Source organism: Singulisphaera chitinilytica, assembly GCF_049331405.1.
Taxonomy (GTDB): domain Bacteria; phylum Planctomycetota; class Planctomycetia; order Isosphaerales; family Isosphaeraceae; genus PoT.
This window is the reverse complement of record NZ_CP186274.1, coordinates 8920773-8941156: the sequence shown is the minus strand read 5'-3', so window position 1 is coordinate 8941156 and position 20384 is coordinate 8920773. Positions and strand designations below refer to the sequence as shown.

Here is a 20384-nt window from a genome sequence, read left to right as displayed (position 1 = left end):
AACCAGGAATGACTGCGGCGCGACGAGGATCGGGCCGCAGTCTTCGGCGGGATCAGTTCACCCCTTTGTGGTCGTAGCTCAGGGCGCGCGAGACCTTCCAGCGGCCGTCCTTCTTCTGCCAGAGGTGGACGAACTTCGCGACGGTCACCTCGCGCTCGCCCTGGTTGCCGGCGGTCTGGAAGAAGCGGTGGCGGCCGATCTCGATAGCTCCGTCGCCGGCGAGGGGGTAGACTTCCAGGCTGCCCTCGATGAGCTCGCGACGGAGCCGGCTGTCCTTCTCGTCGAACTTCTTGCGGAAGGTTTTGACCAACGCCTCGCGGGTCCGGGTCAGGCCCCCCTGGTCGTGGTAAAACTCGACGTCGTCGGTGAAGAAGCCGTCGATGGCGTCGGCATCGAGGTCGTTGAAGGCGGCGAAGAGTTGCTGGTCGAGGTCGTGGATCGTGTCGAAGAGGGAGCCCGTCCCTTCGGAGGTCGAGGCCGGCTTCGAGGCCCCTTCGAGACGCTTCGCCTCGGTCTTGTGGCCCTCGCGGGTCAGCACGAGGTGGGTCACCTTGCCGCTCGCGTCCTTCACGAACGCGGCGGTGGCGTCGGTGGTCGGCTTGAGGAAGAAGACGGCCTCCGACTCGGGGAAGAGCTCGAAGCTCGCCTCGCCCGAGGGCCGGGCCATCAGCTTGTCCCCTTCGCGGGCCACGGTCAGGGTCGTGCCGGGCATGAGCTCGTAGCGCCCGGCGTAGGCGTCGTAGACTTTCGGGTCGACCTTGGCGAGCTTGTGGGCGACGGGGCTCGAGTTCTTGAGGCCCGACTTGCCGGCGACGAGATAAGCGTTGAGGATATTCTCAACCTTGCCCGCGTCGTCGTTGTTGACGAGGAAGACGTAGCCGAGGCCCAGGTCTTTATACAGCACCGAGAGGCTGGTGAACCCGGTGTTCCTGCCGCCGTGGCCATATCGGGCCCCTTGCGAGGTCTGCTCGATGTGGACCCCCAGGCCGAACGACGATTGCGGCTCGTCCTTGACATCCCCCTGCGAGCGGAGCATATCCCTGGCGGTGGCCTCGGCGAGCCCCCGGCCCTGGACGTAAGCGATCAGGAATTTCGCATAATTGTTGGCGTCGACGTGGAGGCTGGCGGCCATGTTGGGCTGATCCGGCTTGCCCTTCTGCATCGGCGAGGTGCCGCCATGCCCGGTGGCCGTGAGCTTCGCGATCTCGTCGGTCCAGACGAGCGAGGCGTGCTCGATCCCCAGCGGCTCGAAGACCTCCTCCTTGCAGAGCTCGACCAGCGTCTTGCCCGTCAGCTTCTCGACGACCTTGCCGAGGTACACGAACCCCTCTCCCGAGTACATATACTGAGTGCCCGGGGTGAACTTGATGTCGAGCTTGCCCGAGCGCCAGTTCGGGAACCCGGTGCGGTGGGTCAGCACCATCCTCGCGGTGATGAGCTTGTAGCGGTCGTCATAGGCGATGTCTTCATACGGCAAGTATTTGTATAAGGGCGTGTCCAGGTCGAGGACGCCCCGATCGACGAGCCTCAAGACGAGGTACGCGCAGACGGGTTTGGTCATCGAGGCGGCCTCGAAGACCGTGTCACCGGCCACCGGCACCCGTGTCTTCGCGTCCTTGACGCCGACCCCGCGATGATAGACGACCTTGAAATCCTTGATGACCGCGACCGACATCCCGGGGATCTTGTAATAGTCGAGATAGGTTTCGAGGACGCGGTCGAGGGCCTTGGTGTCGAGCGGCCCCGCGCTCCGGAGCACCCCCTCGTCGCCGATCAGGCCCGGCCAGGGGATCGGCTCGGCCTTGAGCGTATCGGCCTGCGCCGGCTTCCCGGCCTCGATGACGACATCGACGTGCGGCTTCACGTCGACGCGGATGTCCGTCGAGTCGGCCGCGTGGATCGAGTAGGGGCCGAGCGGGAGATCCGTCGCCCTGTATGCGCCCGACGGGTCGACGTTGGCCTCGCGCCAGAGCTTCGCCGAGCGGGTCGACTGGATCCGGACCCGGGGCGGCAATACCGAGTCCGACCCGTCCTTCCACGCGATCGTCCCCGAGACCTCGCCCAGCTCGGTGCCCTCGCGGACGAGTAGGAGCTCGCCGCATCGGTCGGGCATGTCGACTTTCTGCGTCCCCGGCCCCCAGGCGAGCCACGAGAACGAGCCGTCCTTGTCCCGGTCGCCGACGGAGATGTCGAACCCGATCACGCGGTCGTCGACGGCCTCGTTGCCGAGGTCGATCCGCCACTCATAGACGATCTTCGACCCATCCCGCTTCACCGCCACCTTCGAGTTGTTCTCGGTCGACTCCATCCCGACCACCTGATCCTGGTCGCCGTAGCGGGAATACTGGATCACCGGCGAACCCGCGCCCAGGTGGCTGGCGTTCAGGTAGATCTCGCAGCCGTCCTGAGCATCCCAGTTGGTGACCTCCGGGCCGACGAGCACGATCGAGTCGTCGTCCACCTCGACGCCGACAAAAAGTGCGTGCTCGGCCACGCTATAGGCCGCGCGAAAGCGGGCCTTCAGGTCGTCCTTGCCGGCGAGCTTGTCGCCGTACTCGGCGCGTGCGATGGGATACGTCGCGGCGTCCTTCGGCCAGTCGCCGAGGTCGCCGTCGATCTTGATACCCGCCGCCGGATGGGCGACCCCGACCGAGCCATTCTGCCCATACGTCGTACCAGCCCCGAACCACAACGCCCCGGCGACGAGCCCGAGCAGGCGCCAATTGATCGACATCGAGCGAGGATGTGCATGCATGAGCGCAAAATCCCGTTGAAGAGGCGATGACCGGAACCGGCGGCCGTCGAGGGGGCCAGGCTCGTCCTCGAGCCTCGACGGCACTGCGATGAGCCCTGATCCAGCCTTCGAATGGTCGTCCACCTCCTACACAGTCGTCGCACCCATACTTGAACGGAGAAATCGCCGGATTGTCGTAAAGAGCGATCGTGGCTCCGATTTTCGGCTCGATTGGGTCGATTGTCCGTCGGTCCCGATTCCGAATAGAAACGATCACCACTGATGCAATTCAAGATGACCGGTGAGGATTGGACAAGTCTTAACTTGGCTATCTTCGCCATTCGACCCATTCTGCTCGATATCAGGTTGCCGGATCACCTTGAATGGGATCATTGTCCCGATCTGTGCCGGGGAGCGATGAGAGGCCGATAGCCGTCCACCCTTGCCGTGACCGGAGTCAGTCCGCGGTGCTTTCGGCCGATTCGAAGTCCCCGGCGTGACATGTCACCTACTTCTGCGATACTTACGCCCATTGCACGGTGTCTGGGTGGCCCTGATTGGAACAATCAGGGTCGCGCAGCGACGAGAGGTTCCTCGCAAGATGCCCGTCGGCACCGGAGTTCCTTTGCGGTTGCCCCGGCCGACACACGATCCCGGGGATGACGAGTGGTCGGCCGAAGTCCTGAGCTCGACGCTTCATCTCCGGTCGATTCGATAGGCACGGCCGGAGACTCTGGATAGGAAACCGATGGCATTTGAAGTTGCTTATATGATGACGTCGCGGCGGAAGTTCACGGACGGCCCCTGTTCTTGTCCCGGGAAATTGCGGAAAACCTCTTGTCGCTGCGCGACCCCGGTTGTTCCAGCCGCGGCCACCCGATCATGGAGGGCCTTTGCGGGTTTCCGACGGGTCCTTCCCCTCGATCTCGGGCCAATCCCTGTCCGGAACTGAGCCCGGGGCATCGGGTGACGGCCGGGGAGAATCGCGTACAGCCTCTCGACGCTGCGCGACTCCGATCGTCCCGATCGCGGCAAGCTGTGCGACGCCGTGTCGTTCGCCGTAGGGTCAAGCCCACTTTGCCATCGATACGTAGCGTTGCGGAAGCGGCTCGATGCTCAGTACTGATCCGAGCCGACGATTTCGCCATCGGCGCGGGAGCCGAGGGCGCGGAAGACGGAGGGGGCGAGGGTGCCCTTGAGGAACCTGACCGAGCCGTCGCCGAGGAGGAACTGGCAGCCGCCGGGATGCAGACTGGCGAAGCCGTCGGCGCCGCTGCGGCGGGGGCTCAGGGCCACGTCGCCGGGGATGCTGCCGCTGATGACGTCGGCCGAGGGCCCCGTGCGGCCCATCACCAGGAACAGCAGGCTGACGCATGACTGGAAGGGCCACCCTTCCTTGGTGCAAAGGGGGACCGGCAGGTTGCGAGTGCCGAAGATGCCCGTCCAGGTGGCCTCAGCAAGGTCGCGCGAACGTTCTCCGACCATCAGGGTCGTGCTCGTGCCGTCGAGGACGTCGCCTATGCCGACTCGGCTATTCGGGTAGAGCAGGCCGGTCGCCCGGATGGGGAGTCGCGAGGTGTCCATCCAGCCGACCGAGGCCACATACTGGCAGGCACGCCCATCGATCGATCCGGAACCAACGCCGAGGCGGAGCGGGCCTTCGCCGCCTCCGTCGCTCGGGCAGAGGAAGACCGAGATGGTGGATCGCCTTACCGTCTTGTTGGCAAACAAGCCGGGAAAGCCCGGCTCGTCGCCGTTGACTCCGCCGAAGCCCAGGGCGAAGTTCGCTGCGTCGTAAATGGGCCGTTGCTCGAGATAAGGCAGGATGAACGTGCCCCAGGCCCACCCGCCGCCGAGCTCGGGGGCCGGCACCGAGGCCGGCATCGTGTACGAAGCGAGGTAGGCCGGTGGGAAGCACTGCCAGGCGTCGTGGTAGCCGTGCATCGCCAGGCCGATCTGCTTCAGGTTGTTCTGGCATTGGAGCCGTCGGGCGGCCTCGCGGGCGGCCTGGACGGCGGGGAGCAGCAGCGCGACGAGGATGGCGATGATCGCGATGACGACCAGAAGCTCGATCAGGGTGAAGGCTCGCACCCGGCTCGATGGGCGTTGTCGACGCATGGCAAGATCCTTCTCTCGTTGACGAGGGCCCGGAGTGTCCCGATCCAATTGCAGGGTAGGCTTTCCCAGGGGCCTGTCAATCCGAAATCCTTTGCAGAATAATCCTCTTGAATCGAATCACGTTTTCATTTCAAGAGCCTGGCGAACCGGCGTTTACTCGCCGGGGCCGGGCCGGATGTCGCCCAGGTCTTTGACCTCGCCGGGTTTGGGGGTCCAGTCGCGGAGGGGGAAGGATACGCCGCACTGGATGTTGTAGGGGCGGTTGGGGACCACTCCGTCGAAGTGGAAGCGGCCCTCGTCGTCGAGGTTCGAGGGGATCGGCGGGTTGAATTCGAGGTGGGCGCCACGGATGGGGTCGTCGACGATCGCGAGGAGTTGGAGCGGGGCCGAGGCCGCCCCGGGCTTCCGTGGCTTGCCATCGGCGTCGACGAGGCGGCCCTTGAGGGTGGCCAGCGGCTCGAGCCGGAAGTCGAGCATCGAGCCGTCTCCCGCGCCGACCCACTTCGAGAGGCCCAGGCCCCGGGCCTCGTGCCGCAGGGTGATCCTCCTCAAGAGAAGCGGGTCGGTGCTCAATCCGTAGATCGTGAATTGAGAATCGGCCAGCGTCTTGAAGTTGTGGGTGTTGCGGAAGGTGTCGCCGATCAGGCTCGCCCCTTTGAGCTCATTACCCTCAAGGTCGAATACCCGGCATTCCCGTGTGATGCCCGAGTCGAAGGTCAGGTCGCACTGGAAGGTCTTGGCCCCCTCGGGGATCTCGATCCGGCTCACCGCGGGGAAGTGCTGCGGCCAGACCTCGAAGGGGACGGTGTCGTACTGGATCGAGAGCGCCCCCTTTTGCTCCCTGGCCGGGACCCCGGCGGGGATGAAGCGGTCGTCCTGATACTGGATGTGCGCCACGAGGAAGCCCGTGCCGGGCAATGCGACGAGCCGGAAACTGCCGTCGGCCATCGCCGGGACGTGCGTACTGGGATGATAGCGATTCATCCCCCGGTCGAACCCGGGGACCGGCGACCAGTGGGGGTTGCTCCGCATCGCCGCGTAGGCGACCCAGCCCTGGACCGGCTGCTTGGTGGCTCGATCGATCAGGCGGCCCGTGACCGCGACCCCGCGAACCATCTCGATGTCGGCGACGAGGGGTTCATACCCGGCGATGTCGCCGAAGGCCTGCCGCGAGTCGACATAAGGCTCGTCCGTCCCCCTGGCCGAGGCAATCAGAGTATATGAGGCTAATTTGCCTAGCCCGTCGAGCCGATATCGACCCTCCTGATCGGCCATGGCCAGGACCGACGAGCCGAATGCTGAGCGGACGCTGATCCCGGCGATCGGCGCCTTCGTCGCCTTGTCGCGGACGACACCGGAGATCGACTTGCCGGGATTGCACGGATGTTCAAACTTGAGCCCGTAGCGGGAGACCCCTTCGCGAGCCTGCTGCTCCTTCGGGGGCGTCGGGAAGGACTTTGATGCGACGAGAACGTGCTGCCGCATGATCCCCGGCCCGGAGATGGCCAGCGTCGCCTGCCTGTCGGGGCCGATGGGCGGGAGTTGGAATTTCCCGTCGTTGTCGGTCTTCGTCGGGCGGTTGTACTCGAGCCTGGTGGATGGGTTCAACGCCGTCGCGTCCCTGTTCTGAGCACGCTTCGCGGGAGCGGTGCCGGTTAATGGGCAGAAGAGCGGGTTCGAGTTCGCCGGGTCTTCCAGCCTCGTGAGGCGGACCTCGGCCCCCTGGATCGGCTTGCCTTCGAGGGTGATGAGCCGGCCCTCGATCGGCGCATCCGCGGGCTTCAAGCTCAGGTCGCCGAGCTGTCCGGCGGGCGCCCAGGCCGGTGCATATCCTTCGGCTGAGGCCACCACCTGCGCCCCGCCGAATCCTCCCGGCCAACCCGAAGTGATCCGGAGCGCCAGGCTGATCTCCGGGTCATTGTCTTTCAGCGTGAAGTCGAAGCGGCCATCGGCCTTCGAGACTGCCCGGACCTCGGGCATCCGGCTCGGCCAGGTCCAGTCGAGGGTCTGGAACCCGAGCCAGAGTTTCGCCCCGGCGACGGGAGTTCCATCGGGCGCGACGACCCGGCCCTCGACCTCGATCATAGCCCGCGGCATCTCGTCGGCGTCCGCGATCTTGGGAGCGGCATCCTTCGCCGGCATATCCTTCGCCACGACCGGTTCGGGCTTCGATCCCGCCCCCGGCTCCATCACGGCGAGCATCCCGCTGGCGAAGAGGCCGAGGGCCGCGCAGGCCCCGGCGCCGAGCTTGAATGTCGATATCAGCATGGTCCTGAGCATCCCCTGGGTGAGCGAGGCGACCTGGCCCGAAGCGACGACGGCGACAGCCTCGCCCGCGGCGAATCGCGTCGCGATGAGCGAGGTCGTCTCGACCCAACCGGCGGGGATCGAAGTCCCGGCGACACCCGCCGCATCCGTGGAAGCGACGAGCCCCGCCGACGCTGCAAACCCCCTCCGCAGGAGCCGCTCGCGGAGCTTCTGCCGTCCCCGGGTCAGCCGGCTCTCGACCGTGCCGACCGGCCAGTCGAGCCGCCCCGCGGCCTGCTGATGCGTGAGCCCTTCGAGGTAGCAGAGGACCAGCGGGATCCGGAATTTCTCGGGGAGTCGCTCGATCTCCTCGTGGAGCTCGGGCCATCCCTCCGCGTCCGAGATGGGCTCTCCCAGTCGTCGGGCCGACATCTCGCTGCCTCGCGTCTCGTGGACCTTGCGGCGTCCCGCGGCGACCTTCAGTCGCGTCGCCATGCGGACGGCCACCCGATGGAGCCAGGCCCCGATGGCCTCGCGATTCCGGATCGCCCCGGCCTTCCTGGCGAGGACGAGGAAGGTGGCCTGCGAGGCGTCCTGGGCGTCGTGCTCGTTCCCGAGCAGGTTCCGGCAGGTGTTCAGCACCATCGCCGCGTGCCGGTCCATCAGCAGCGCGAAGGCCGCCTGCGCAGCCTCGCCGCTCCGAGTCTCGAAACGCTCCAGCAGTTGGTGGTCGTCGAGTTCCCCCGCCGCCCCGTCCCTGAACAGGACCTCGACAGGCTTCAACACGACCGCAGCCCGCTCGCTCAGCATAAGGACGACTCCCCTGCCCCGCCTTCATCCTCTACGTCTCAGTGTAGAGTGCTTGGCCGGTCGGGGATCAGTCCCAATTTTTTTGGTCGAGGACGGAAGCCGCTGCGAATCTTGGTCGTGACAGGCAAGCCCTCGACGCCTAACATGCGGGGCATCCGCCGAAAGACCAGACCGAACCCCCCCGCGAGTCGAGTCAGGATGAATCATCGCCAGAAGGTCGCTCAACACATCCGAGAGATGAGCGCACGAGGGATCAACCGCTTCACCACCGCCCCTCCGATTTACCGGATCCTCTGGTTGCTCGGGATCAAAGTTCGTCCCCCCTTCTTCCAGACGCCGACCGCGCTCAAGCGGACGCTGGGTTGCGGAATGGCGGTTGTCGCCTTCGTGGCGATCTCGCTCTGGAAACGTCCCCACGATCCCGGTGAGATCGCGATGTATGTGCTGGGAGCCATCGGCGTAGCCGCCGCGGTCGGGACACAGGTTGCGCAGCAGTACACCGACCTCGCGAAAGGCATGACCTTCCCGAGGTGGGAGGATTACCCCGAGCCGGCCATCAAGGACGCCGAGGCCCCGCCCCCCTCAGCCTGAGCCGAGGGGGTCGAGGCATCTCGAGATTCCTCGTTCTCAGGGCTCGCTCTGGAGCAGCTCCACGAGGCTCACGAGGGAATCCTCTTCCCCGTTGGCGAACCGCTTGATGGCCTTGCCGAGCGGGTTGACCCGGGCCTCCTCGCCGCGGAAACTCGTGGAGAGGGTGAAGGGCAAGGTGCCGGAGTCGGAGACGAGCCACTGGCCGCCGTTCGTCGAGCGGATGACCTCGCCGCCGAAGCTCCCGAGCTTCAGGACCGAGATCCAGTAGGCGGCCTCGTCCGTTTCGGGGCTCCCCGCGAGGCCGGCCAGGGCGTCCTCGACTTTCCTGAGGCCTTCGGCGGTGAGGGGGGCCTGGAATTCGGCAGCGACCGCGCGGGCGAGGCCGGTGAAGGTGGATTGGATCACCGCGTCGAGCGCGGGGGACTCCTTCTCGGCGGCGTCGGGCTTGAAGTCGTCGCCCAGGACGATCTGGGCCCCCGCCGCGAGGATGACCCGCCGGAGGGCCTCGGGGGGCCGTTCGCGGGCCGAGTAGACGACCAGCGGCTCGGGCGATCCCGGCTCGGCCATCCGCTTCGGGTTGAGGATGCGGACGAGGGCCATGAGCGACGAAAGCTCCGGCTCCCGCTCGAGTTCCGCCGTCGTGCGGTGGTCCGTCTGCACGAACCTCTTCCGCCCGTCCGAGTCCTCTTTCAGCACGATATCGACGCGATCCAGTGATGCGAACATGGTCGTTCCCTCCGAGGCCTTCGTCGCCCTGCGCCGCCGCCAGTTGGATCGCGGCAAGGCTCACTATACGATGAAAACGCCCGCGAATCTCATGGCTTGCGAGGATCATTGAGCATTCAATCGCATCGGGTCGACGTAAAGCCTGTCATGAAGGTGACACCATGCCCCGCATCTGCGTTCATCTGCAAACGATTCACAGCCAGGATTACGCCCACTATTTCGACGGGACGGGCCTCGACTACGCCCTGATTTGCAAGCCCTGCTGCAACGATCCCGGCGCCATCGAGGCGAATCTGTTGGAAGTCACTCCGGAGCAATTCGCCGAGGTCGAGGATGAGGGCTGCTGGGACTTCATAAAGGACGGCATCATCGGTCGTCCCCCGATCCTCACGCGGCCGAGTCGGTTGAGGTTCCAACACGAAGAAAGAGCCTTCGCGGAGTCGATCCCCGGCGAGGTCGTGAGCCTCAGCCCGATCGCGGCCTCCGAGCAGGGCGAGTGCCTCGTCCTGGCTCGTGGCGGCGAGTTGTATCGGGTCGACCCGGTCCGAGGCTCGGTCCTCCGGCTCACGCAGGTGCTCCGCGCGGCGACCCTTCGGGAGCCGGAATGGACGCTCGTGGCGTCGCCCCGCGGCGAGATGGCCGCGATCGTCGAGGCGAAGGGGCGTCACGGGATCGTCCTCGACCTCGCGACGGGAAAAGCCACGATGCGGCTCGACCGGAGCAACTACCAAGTCGAGCATACGAACTTCTCGTTCGCCTTCTTCGAACTCGACGGCCAACTGCGGCTCGTCCACGCGACCGACTGGAACCGCCTTGAGATCTCCGACCCGAGGACCGGACGGTTGCTGACCGAGCGAACCATCGAGCCTTATACCAGTCTTGACTCCCGGCCCGAGCACTACCTCGATTTCTTCCACGGCGCCCTGGCCGTTTCGCCCGACGGTGAATGGGTCGTGGACAACGGCTGGGTCTGGCATCCGGTGGGCGTCGTCTCGAGTTGGAGCCTTCGGCGCTGGCTTGAGGCGAACCCCTGGGAATCGGAGGACGGCCCATCTCGGCGAGACCTTTGCGATCGCAACTACTTCTGGGGCGGCTCGATTTGCTGGGTCGATGCCCGCACCGTGGCCGTCTGGGGCTATGGCAACGACGACGAGAACCTGATCCCCGCCGCCCTCCTCTACGACGTCGAAACCGGCCACCTCCTCCGCTGGTTCCCCGGCCCCGACGGCACCTTCGTCTTCGACCGCTACCTCTTCTCAACCTCTCTTGATGCCGGCACCAGCGTCTGGGACGTCGCCACCGGCGAGTGCCTCCTCCACGACGCGGAATTCATCCCAACCGCCTACCATCCCGGCTCGAAGCAGTTCATCACGCTCCTCCCCGACAACCGCCTCCGCCTGAGCCGACTCGTGGAGGATTGAGGGGAGTGGTGGCAAGGTCGCCAGATTGGCCCTCGAAAGGCAGGTGGAGTTTTCTTGTTCCCTGTGCATTGGTACATTGGAGGGGCGCAGGGAAGGAATGGAACAGGCATTCGCAGCGGCAAAGACATTTGGAGATGGGGCCGATGCCGGAAGTCATGCCTTGGGGAGAGAATGATTTTGTCATCACCGACAAGGAAGGTCGCTGGATCGTACTTGTCGATATCAAGATAAACTCTGAGCGGCATGGCTGGGACATGGCCTCGTCTGAGCCGATGCCTTTCGATCACTCTCCGTTTGCCTCGACGTTCAACCCCGAGTTTGTCCTGACGGTCGATCCTTCGGAGATTCGACTCTATCGCGCGAATCCGGGACGTACCTTCGACGCCGATTCGCCGCTCGTCACCCTCCCCACCGCGGGGATCTTGAAGCACTACGACGACGAATTCGGAAGTAAGCGGGTGTTTTTGTATTATCTCTCGTCATTGGTCGAGGCGTGGATCCGCGACCTGGCCTATCACTGGAAATCCGCAAGCCCGCCGGGGCTGGACCGTCTGGCAGGTACGGGGTTCGTCGAGAAAATCGAAGGTGGCTCGACGCAACCCCTCGAGGTCTGAGATGGGCGTCATCATCTACGTAGAGACCAACTTCCTCATGAGCGTGGCGATGGGCCGAGAGGAGAAGGGCTACGAACTCCTCGACGCCGTCAGCGAATCGGTACGGGTGGCAATCCCGTCAGGCTGCTTCATGGAGTCGTTCTCAGCCTTCGAGGACGAGAAGAAGCGTCGCGGCTGGTTTCGGGATCAACTCGACAAGCAGATCAACCAACTGAAACGCGACGCGACGTCCAAGAATGCCCGAGAGTTGCTCGCCAATTTCACCGAAAGTCGGCTCGCGAATGATCGCCTCCTCAACGATATCCAGGATCGTCTCTTCCGGTTCGTGGATAGAGCGTCAGGCGTGCTGGATCGCATCGCTGAGTCGGATAAGGTCCTGGGTCAATCCATTTCGGAAATCCTCATCCCATAGCCGACCGACAACTTCATCCTCCACACCATCCTCGAGCATTCGGCCTCACATCCCGACTCCGCGAGGGCACTACTCACCGACAATACGAGGGACTTCGGCACCCAGGAAATCAAGGTTGCCCTCAATGGTGCTGGTATCAGTAAGTCATTCCGCAACGCCGTGAGTGTCCTGGGTTGGATTGGATCGCTACAAGGTCCATGAAGGTCTTCCTGAGGACGACTGCATGGCGACTTCGAGGATTCATTATGCCCCCGAGATAGAGAGCCCATGAAGTTGGAATATGATGTTTGTTGATTGATTTGCAAGTTTATCATTGTTCCTGAGCTGAATTACAGCCAGATATCCGTCACCATCATCCAGCTCAAGACTATCGCACCTCGAGAGAGCCAGGTTGCTCCTACCAAAATACATGCAATGATCAACCAGTATGATGGAGAGCGAAAATTTGCAATAAGGAATAATCCCACGGGTAGATGGAGCCAGGTGGACCATTCGAGAAGGAAGGCACACCAGGTCGTAACTGTTCGGGAATAGCCTCGGTTGTGGTCGAAGGCTTCTCCAAAGAGGAGAATCGCCATGGGGATGCTGTAGGGCAGAAAGAGTAACATGGAGCGGATCCGCCAGGTTCGGCGATCGCAGATCAGGGCAATCAACGCGACGAGCGTCGTGGCATACGATGCCCACTTCCAACGAGGGAGGAAGTAAGCAGCGAGATCGAACGCTTGGGAAATCCCCCACCCCAGGCGAGAGTTCATCACCCACATGAGGATGCTGAGACATACGGCAAAGAGTGCAATCGCGATCATGAAATGCTGGATGCCGAATGTGAATCGTCGCTGGCTAGAGTGGTTCATTTCGGGTCGTGCCTGAGAAATAAGCCTCGCCAGGTGGCTAATTCTTCGCCCGAGGGGACGTTGCCCCAGCCGTTGTTGTCGGACCAGCGCGAGGCGTTGAATATGCGGGTATCGACGAGCGGTACTCCCATGGAGCCGACATGCAATTCCAGTTTCTGCATGTAGTGACTCGATTTCTTTTCATCGGCTGCGCCGTAGAGGCTGGAATAGAGCACCTTGGTCGTGGAGACGAGCACCTTTCGGAATGTCGTGATCGAGACTTCGGCCTCGCGCAATGCGGCTTCGAACTCGTCCTGGTAGGAATATCCGAGGCCGGCCTGGATCAAAGAGGGTTCCTCCTTGATCCAGCGGCATGAAGGGCTGCCGCTGCCTCCATATTGCCCGATGAACTCCCAGAGATAATCTAGGTAGCGGTCGATGTCGGGGTGCGACAAGCTACGCTCGTCGCAATAGGTGGCGAAGATCCGCAGGGCGACGGCGAGCCTGGCTCGGAGCGATAGGTTCGTGATGTCGAATTCCGCCCCGGGATCGGGGAGGGACGACGTCTTCGAGCGATACCAGGTCATCGACCACGGTTCCTCCTTCACCACCTTGGGGTCGGAGTTGGACCTGAATACGGCTCCGCAGTTCAGACAGGCCGCCTCGTAGATGTAGCCTACCCAGAGGCTGCCATCCCAGAGTCCAACCCGGCCACGGCGATTGAAGAGGGTATCCTCGCACTCCGAGCACTGGGGTGGTGCCACACGCTCATACGCCTCCCCACGGTTAAGCATCGAAACACCCTCGGCCGCCTGACGTGAACAAGCCACTGCAGGAACCATATTCGGCGGAGGAGCCAGGGTCGAGGTCGGTTCGAGAGCCAATCGGCAAATCCGCAGGCACTGGCGACGATTTAACAATTCTTCGATAAATTTAAGTGGCGTGGGACATTCGCCTTGGGGAGAATCAGCCCGGAGAAGTGATCCCGGGGATCGGGCCAGAAGGGTGGACGCGTCGAGGCGTTCGTTCGATAATCGGGGATCTTCGGGACGAGCTCTGTCGCATCCGCAACATTCGATGGCGAGGGCCTTGCGGTGCGACCCGCCTTGGACGCGGGGGGACCAGCGATGGGGTATGGGGCTGCAATCATCCTCCTCTTGGGGTTCGTCCTCGAGGGGGAGGGCTCGGGGCAACGCGCCCCGGTCGACTTCGACCGCGAGGTCGCTCCGCTGCTGGCGGAGCGTTGCCTCGACTGCCACAGCGGGCCGAAGCCGAAGGGGGGGCTCGACCTCACCTCGCACAAGGCCACGCTCGCAGGCGGCGAGAGCGGGCCGGCGCTCGTGGCCGGGAAGGTCGACGAGAGCGAGCTCTGGCTCCGCGTCGACGAGGGGGAGATGCCCCCCAAGAAACCGCTCGCCGAGGACGAGAGGAAGATCCTCAAGGCCTGGATTGCCTCGGGGGCCTCGTGGGGGACCGACCCCATCGACCCCTTCCGCATCACCACCGCCAAACGCGCGGGGTATGACTGGTGGTCCCTCAAGCCGATCGACCGGCCGAAGCTTCCTCAAAACATCGACAACGCCTGGGGCCGTACCGGGATCGACGCCTTCGTCGCGGCGAAGCTGAAGGAGAAGGGGCTCACGCCCTCCCCCGAGGCCGACCGCAGGACCCTGATCCGACGCGCGACGCTCGACCTCATCGGCCTGCTGCCGACTCCCGAGGAGGTCGAGGCCTTCGTCAAAGACACCGACCCGCTTGCTTATGAAAGGCTCGTCGACCGCCTGCTCGCCTCGCCCCATTATGGCGAGCGTTGGGCGAGGCACTGGCTGGACGTGGCCCGGTTCGGCGAGAGCGACGGCTTCGAGCGCAACATGCCCCGGCAGAACGCCTGGCACTATCGCGACTGGCTCATCCGGGCCTTCAACGCCGACCTCCCCTACGACGACTTCTGCCGGATGCAGGTGGCCGGCGACGTCCTCAAAGTTGGCGACCCCGACGCCGCCAAGGCCACCGGCTTCCTCGTGGCGGGGGTCCACAACACGACCCTCGGCAACGACATGATGCGGGCCATCGCCCGGCAGGACGAGCTCGAGGACATCGTCGGCACCTTCGGCCAGACCTTCCTCGGCCTGACCGTCAACTGCGCCCGCTGTCATGATCATAAGTTCGACCCGATCGCGCAAAAGGATTTTTACCGGATCGCGTCGGCCCTCGGGGGCGTCGAGCAAGGCGAGCGCGACTTCCGCGACGAGGTCGAGACGGCCAGGGTTGAGAAGCTGTCGTCCGAGGTCAACGACGTAGCCGCGAAGATCGCGGAGATCGATAGCCCGGCCCGTCGGGTGGTCCTCGCCGAGCGCTTCGGTGCGTCGATCCCCGACTCGGTTCCCCCCTCGCCCGTCGCCGCCTGGGATTTCCGCCGGGGGCCCAAGGACGTGGTCGGGAACCTCGATCTGGAGGCAACCGGCGGCGCCAGGTTCACGCCCGAGGGCCTCGTGCTCGACGGCAAGGAGGCGATGGCCCAGAGCAAGGCCATCGGCCGCGACCTCAAGCAGAAGACCCTCATGGCCTGGGTCAAAGTCGCCGACCTCGACCAGCGCGGCGGCGGCGTGATCAGCCTCTTCGACCAGGCCACCGCGACGTTCGACGCCATCGTCTTCGGCGAGCTGGAGCCGGGGCGCTGGATGGCCGGCAGCGAGAACTTCCGCCGCACCGGCTCCTTCCACGGCCCGGCCGAGATGAGCCCGAATACCGAGACGGTGATGGTCGCCCTCGCCTACGAGCCCGACGGCACCATCGCCGCCTATCGCGACGGCCAGCCCTACGGCCGCTCCTACCGCAGCACCGGGCCCGCCGCGTTCGGCTCGGCCCAGTCCGTCCTCCTCTTCGGCTGCCGTCACCAGCCGGCGGGCGGGAACCGGATGTTCGCCGGGACGATCGTCCAGGCCCGGCTCTTCGACCGTGCCTTGAGTGCCGACGAGGTCGCCGCAGCCGCCGCCACCTCCGGCGCGATCATCCCGGATAAGGAGGTGGTTGCGCGTCTCTCCCCCGAGGCCAGGAGCCGTCGCGAAGCCCTCGAGGAGCAGCGCAAGAAGCTCGCCGCCGAGCGCGACGAGCACGCCGCGAAGGCCAGCTACAAGGCGTACGTCTCGCTCTCGGGCCAGGCGCCCGTGACGCGACTGCTCGTCCGGGGCCAGGTCACCGACCCATCAGAGGTCATTGCCCCCGGCGGCTGCTCGGCCCTGATCGGCAAGATCGCCGACTTTGGGCTCCCCCCCGAGGCTCCCGACGCCGAGCGACGCAAGAAGCTCGCGGAGTGGCTCACCCACGCGACGAACCCCCTGTTCACCCGCGTGATGGTGAACCGGATCTGGCACTACCACTTCGGAACCGGGATCGTCGAGACGCCCAACGACTTCGGCTTCAACGGCGGCCGGCCGAGCCATCCCGAGCTGCTCGACTGGCTCTCGGCCGAGTTCGCCGACTCCGGCTATCGGGTCAAGGCGATGCACCGGCTCATCATGACCTCGGCCGCCTACCGGCAAGCGGCGAAGTCGAACCCGAAAGCCCTGGCCGTCGACGCCGACAACCGGCTCCTCTGGCGCAAGACCCCGAGGAGGCTCGAAGGCGAGGCCGTCCGCGACGGCATCCTCGAGGTCTCCGGCCTGCTCAATCGCGAACTCGGCGGCAAGGGCTTCTCCGACTATCGCGAGGACTACAACAACGGGACGACCTATTTCGATCCGTTCGACCCCGTCGGCTCCCCCTTCCATCGCCGGAGCGTCTATCGGTTCCAGCCCCGGGGGGCGAACCAGGGGCTCCTCGACACGTTCGACTGCCCCGACCCCGCCGCGACGACCCCGCGACGCTCGATGACCACGACCCCACTCCAGGCCCTCACGCTCTGGAACAACGGCTTCGTCCTCCGCGCGGCCGAGGCCCTGGGGGATCGCCTGCACGGCGAGATCCCCGGCCCCGACGACGACGCCAAGATCCTCGACAGCCGCATCGACCGGGCCTGGCAACTCGCCCTCCAGCGCGAGCCGAGGCCGACCGAGCGCGACTCGGCACGTGCGGTCGTCTCGGCCTTCGGCTATCGGGCCTTGGCGCGGGTGCTGTTCAACACGAACGAATTCCTCACGGTGGAGTGACTCGCGATGCCTCATCCAGACGCCCGCAACGACGTCGCGAACGCGGGGATCATCGATCGCCGCGGCCTCCTCTCGTGGGGGCTCCGTGGCCTCGGCGCGACCGCCCTGCTCGACCTCCTCGCCCGCGACGGTGCCGTCAAGGCGGCCGAGGCCGGCTCGCTCACTCTCGCCGGCAACTTGCCCGCCGGGCCGCACTTCCTGCCCAAGGCCAAGCGGGCCGTGCAGATCAGCCTGGTCGGCGGCATGAGCCACCTCGACTCATTCGACTACAAGCCGGCGTTGATCCGATCTCACGGCAAGACCCTTCAAACCGATCAGAAGCCCGACCTCTTCTTCGGGCAGATGGGCCGGCTCCGTCAATCGGATTGGGCCTTCAAACAGCGCGGCTCGAGCGGGATTTACGTCTCCGACCTCTTCCCGCATATCGCCGAGATGGCCGACGAACTGACCGTGATCCGGTCGATGACCTGCGAGAGTGCCAACCACACCCCGGCCCTCTTCGTCGCCAACAGCGGTTTCCAGTTCAACGGGTTCCCCGCGCTCGGGAGTTGGCTCTCCTATGGCCTCGGCAACGAGGTGGACGACCTGCCCTCGTTCGTCGTCCTGGCCGACCCCCGAGGCGCCCCCAACGGCGCGGCCTCGAACTGGACGAACGGGTTCCTGCCCTCCGTGCATCAAGGCGTCGTCCTCCGAGGCGGCAACGAGCCCGTCCGCGACCTCTTCCCCGGCCGACCGATCTCGGCGGATGAGGAAGAGGCGGCGCGAGCCTTCCTCAAGCAGCTCAACTCCGAGCACCTCGAAGGCTCCGGCGGCGACTCGGGCCTCGAGGCTCGCCTGAAAACCTACGAGCTCGCCGCCAAGATGCAACTCGCCGTCCCTCGAGCCAGCAAGCTCGAGGACGAGCCGGCCAAGATCCGCGAGATGTACGGCCTCGACCGCGCCGAGACCTCCGGCTGCGCCCGCCAGTGCCTCACCGCCCGGCGTCTTTTGGAGCGAGGCGTCCGCTTCGTGCAGATCTACTCGGGCGGCCCGATCGCCGGCACGCCCCGGACGAGCTGGGACGCCCACGAGGACGTGAAGGACAACCACGGCACCGAGGCCCTCCGGATCGACCAGCCCGTCGCCGCCCTGCTCCGCGACCTCCGCCAGCGCGGGATGCTTGAGGACACGCTCGTCCTCTTCACCACCGAGTTCGGCCGCACCCCCTTCACCCAGTCCGCCGCCGACACCGTGGGCGCCGGCCGCGACCACAACAAGTACGCCTTCTCCTGCTGGCTCGCCGGCGCCGGCCTGAAATCCGGCCAGGCCTTCGGCGAGACCGACGAGGTCGGCTGGAAGGTCGTCAAGGACCCCGTCCCCTGGTACGACTTCCACGCCACCGTCCTGCACCTCCTCGGCCTCGACCACGAGCGATTAACCTATTATCACAACGGCATCGCCCGCCGCCTGACCAACGTCCACGGCGAGGTCATCCGAGGCATCCTGGCCTGACCCCTCTTTAAGTTATAGGGGAACGCTTATGGCCGAGGAAAGCTGGATAAACGAGCCCGAGCGCCACGTCCACGACGCGGCCCTCGGGCTGGTTTGCCATATCTACGGCCTTGCGCCCGTCCAGGCAGACGGGCGCCTCGCCGGGCATCCCTTCTACTTCCGAGCCCGCCACGACTTTTGGACCTTCACCCTCTGCACCAACGCCGATATCGACCCGTCCTGCATTAACCCTCCGGAAGAGAATCAGGTGGGACTCTTCCGCGATGGGGAGTACGAGGGTTATGAACTGGCCGGCGACTACGGCTCACCTCGGGGCCATGAGGCGAGCTTCATGCCCTACGCCGAAGCCGAGCGACTGATACGCGAGTGCGCCGCTCGCTATCTGCGCGAGTCCAATGACCCCGGTTTCCGCGCTCCCTCACAGGGGTGAATCCGCTTGGGGGATGTCGATGACTTCGATGATTCACAAGTTGCCGACCTGCGGGCCCCTCTGGATAATCCCCTCGGCATCCCCGCGAGCCTTCCACTTTTAGGGTAGCCACGATTGGGACAATCGGGGTCGCGAAGCGACAAGAGGCACGATATCCAAGGCTTTGGCCGACGCGAAGGCCCGTATTCGTATTGTCCCCAGCCGAGATGTCGTCACACTGAGGTGACAGTGGGATTGCCTTCAAACCTCGGTCTCTCCGATGATCGCGGCCATCTATGAGGCGGAACATCGGGCGAGTGAATGTGCATGGCCTGTCGCGTCGGCCAAGGCGATTGGGAAGAGCCTCCGGTCTCGGCCGGGGCCTTTTGCACAGAGCCTCTTGTCGCTTCGCGACCCCGATTGTTCCAATCGCGGCCACCCAGAGGCGTTTGATATGGCTGAGGGGGCTGCGGTCGCCAGGGCGTGGACTTGCGACGCCGGAGGTTCCAACGGCTGACTCCTTTGTCCCTGGAAAGCGGCTTCCTAATCGATCGATGAGATGATCTCGGCGCCGCTTCGGCTCCCCAGGGCTCGAATTTAAAAAGCGAAACATGAATTTGTAAATGAATTAGTGCTTTGCAAGCGACCTCCGAGAACGTGCTGGGGGCTGGAACAGGAGGACGGCGGGTTTGGACCAGCAGTTCGTATCGATCGTGTCGAGGTTGTCGGCCATCGCGTAGCCTCGCGAATTCATGCCGATGTCATGCGGCTCCAGCCTGTCGCTTCAGAACCGAAGAGGCGTTCCATGGTTCGCAGGGAGCTCAAGATTTGTCCTGAGGCACGGATGAGTGCTGCTGCATGTGATCCAGGATCGCCTCGAGCTTGCGCTGGAAGATGGTCTGCTGCCACTTGACGACGGTGGCGTTGGCCTCATCCCAACTGACGTTCATCGACTCGCGATAGAGCTTCACGGCCCTGGGCGTGTCCCCCTGATCGACCAGCCGGCTTACGGCCCAGAGGGTGTCGGAGGTCACGTCGATGCCGGACTCCTGCGCGAGCCTATCGACCAGGGGGCCGAGCCGGAGCGTGAGGTCTTCCGCGTCATCCCTAATCCCAGCGGGGCTCGATAGTGAGATCCAGATGGGGACCACGACAAGCAGCGCGAGGCCCATGAGGACGTCGAGGCCGATGTCCAGGAACGCCGGCAAGGTGTCGGTGAGATGACCGGCGTGGCCACCCATCGCGATCAGCACGCCGGCGACATAGACGGGGACGAAGATCCGGCCGATCTTCCGCATCCCGCGATGCCAGTGCGCCCGGTATGTGAGCTTATCCGCGTCAGATGATCCATGGGTGAGCATCAAAACCATCTCCTCGAAGCCCGTCGGATGGAATCTCGACATGGGTCGGATAAAGAGCCGGGACCTTCTCGACGTATTCGCCTTACGTCAGCCTATCAAAGGGCTCTGCCACTCATCGAGGCCCGTCCTGTCACATTTGGCGAGTCAACAAATCAAGTATTCGCGTCAAGCGACGGTTTATTGCCAGGCTCGGGCGTGTGACTTCAGACCGCTGCCGGAGGTCACTGGCTTCGTCGCCGATATCGAGCGTCCCGCAGGACCGCCGCAAGGCTCGCTCGTTGAGGATGAGTTCGCGGACGGAATCGTTATGAAATCGGCATGCGTGGAAGCGCTTCACGCATCGATCAGCGGCCACGTCATCGGCTCGCTCACCCAGAAGGCTGCGATTGACGTTCGAAGCCCAAGGGTTGGAGTGGTCCTGCCGAAGTCGGTCCTTCTCGGGTGTGGCCTCGCCTGGAAGGCCCGCGGC

The 20384-nt window shown here is 64.7% G+C and carries 14 protein-coding genes; 7 read left to right on the top strand and 7 right to left on the bottom strand.

All coding sequences use genetic code 11. The features are described from left to right. Positions 1–52 precede the first annotated feature (52 nt). From ACOYYX_RS34840 to ACOYYX_RS34830, 3 genes are all read right to left on the bottom strand, one after another. The gene (locus ACOYYX_RS34840; protein WP_422927262.1) at positions 53–2755 is read right to left on the bottom strand and encodes a serine hydrolase; all 2703 of its coding nucleotides are present in this window, start codon (positions 2753–2755) and stop codon (positions 53–55) included. A 1095-nt stretch (positions 2756–3850) separates the two neighbouring features. After that, positions 3851–4852 carry a DUF1559 domain-containing protein gene (locus ACOYYX_RS34835; protein WP_422927261.1) on the bottom strand — a complete coding sequence of 334 codons (1002 nt, stop codon included), beginning with the start codon at positions 4850–4852 and terminating at the stop codon, positions 3851–3853. 153 nt (positions 4853–5005) lie between these two features. After that, positions 5006–7909 carry a sigma-70 family RNA polymerase sigma factor gene (locus ACOYYX_RS34830; protein ID WP_422927260.1) on the bottom strand — a complete coding sequence of 968 codons (2904 nt, stop codon included), beginning with the start codon at positions 7907–7909 and terminating at the stop codon, positions 5006–5008. 198 nt (positions 7910–8107) lie between these two features. On the opposite strand from ACOYYX_RS34830, the gene ACOYYX_RS34825 reads away from it, so the two are divergent. Then, entirely contained in the window at positions 8108–8500 is a 393-nt protein-coding gene (locus tag ACOYYX_RS34825) for a DUF6404 family protein (RefSeq protein ID WP_422927259.1), read from the top strand. Between the two features lie 36 nt (positions 8501–8536). Here the strand turns inward: ACOYYX_RS34825 and ACOYYX_RS34820 are convergent, their stop codons facing one another. Then, positions 8537–9226, bottom strand: coding sequence for a hypothetical protein (locus ACOYYX_RS34820; protein WP_422927258.1), 690 nt, complete (start codon positions 9224–9226; stop codon positions 8537–8539). A gap of 161 nt (positions 9227–9387) precedes the next feature. Between ACOYYX_RS34820 and ACOYYX_RS34815 the strand changes: the two genes are divergently transcribed. The 3 genes from ACOYYX_RS34815 to ACOYYX_RS34805 all read left to right on the top strand — a co-directional run bounded on the left by ACOYYX_RS34815 (position 9388) and on the right by ACOYYX_RS34805 (position 11673). Next, positions 9388–10647: a WD40 repeat domain-containing protein gene (locus tag ACOYYX_RS34815; RefSeq protein WP_422927257.1), complete on the top strand. Its 1260-nt coding sequence runs from the start codon at positions 9388–9390 to the stop codon at positions 10645–10647. Between the two features lie 143 nt (positions 10648–10790). After that, on the top strand, positions 10791–11261 hold the full coding sequence (locus ACOYYX_RS34810; protein WP_422927256.1) for a hypothetical protein: 471 nt from the start codon (positions 10791–10793) through the stop codon (positions 11259–11261). A 1-nt stretch (position 11262) separates the two neighbouring features. Continuing rightward, entirely contained in the window at positions 11263–11673 is a 411-nt protein-coding gene (locus ACOYYX_RS34805) for a PIN domain-containing protein (RefSeq protein ID WP_422927255.1), read from the top strand. Between the two features lie 329 nt (positions 11674–12002). Here ACOYYX_RS34805 and ACOYYX_RS34800 read toward each other — a convergent pair whose 3' ends face one another. Further along, the gene (locus ACOYYX_RS34800; protein WP_422927254.1) at positions 12003–12527 is read right to left on the bottom strand and encodes a hypothetical protein; all 525 of its coding nucleotides are present in this window, start codon (positions 12525–12527) and stop codon (positions 12003–12005) included. Next, positions 12524–13300, bottom strand: a complete 777-nt coding sequence (locus tag ACOYYX_RS34795; protein WP_422927253.1) for a hypothetical protein — start codon at positions 13298–13300, stop codon at positions 12524–12526. Before ACOYYX_RS34795 ends, ACOYYX_RS34800 begins: the two co-directional genes overlap by 4 nt. Positions 13301–13600: 300 nt before the next feature. Here ACOYYX_RS34795 and ACOYYX_RS34790 point away from each other — a divergent pair, with 300 nt between their 5' ends. Genes ACOYYX_RS34790 through ACOYYX_RS34780 form a run of 3 tightly spaced genes read left to right on the top strand, consistent with a single transcriptional unit; the run spans position 13601 to position 18575 of the window. Further along, positions 13601–16654: a DUF1553 domain-containing protein gene (locus ACOYYX_RS34790; RefSeq protein ID WP_422927252.1), complete on the top strand. Its 3054-nt coding sequence runs from the start codon at positions 13601–13603 to the stop codon at positions 16652–16654. 6 nt (positions 16655–16660) lie between these two features. Continuing rightward, complete coding sequence (locus ACOYYX_RS34785; protein WP_422927251.1) at positions 16661–18145, top strand: DUF1501 domain-containing protein; 1485 nt, start codon at positions 16661–16663, stop codon at positions 18143–18145. A 28-nt stretch (positions 18146–18173) separates the two neighbouring features. Continuing rightward, the gene (locus tag ACOYYX_RS34780) at positions 18174–18575 is read left to right on the top strand and encodes a hypothetical protein (protein WP_422927250.1); all 402 of its coding nucleotides are present in this window, start codon (positions 18174–18176) and stop codon (positions 18573–18575) included. Between the two features lie 800 nt (positions 18576–19375). On the opposite strand, the gene ACOYYX_RS34775 is transcribed toward ACOYYX_RS34780, so the two are convergent. Then, on the bottom strand, positions 19376–19915 hold the full coding sequence (locus tag ACOYYX_RS34775; protein ID WP_422927249.1) for a hypothetical protein: 540 nt from the start codon (positions 19913–19915) through the stop codon (positions 19376–19378). Positions 19916–20384: the final 469 nt, after the last annotated feature.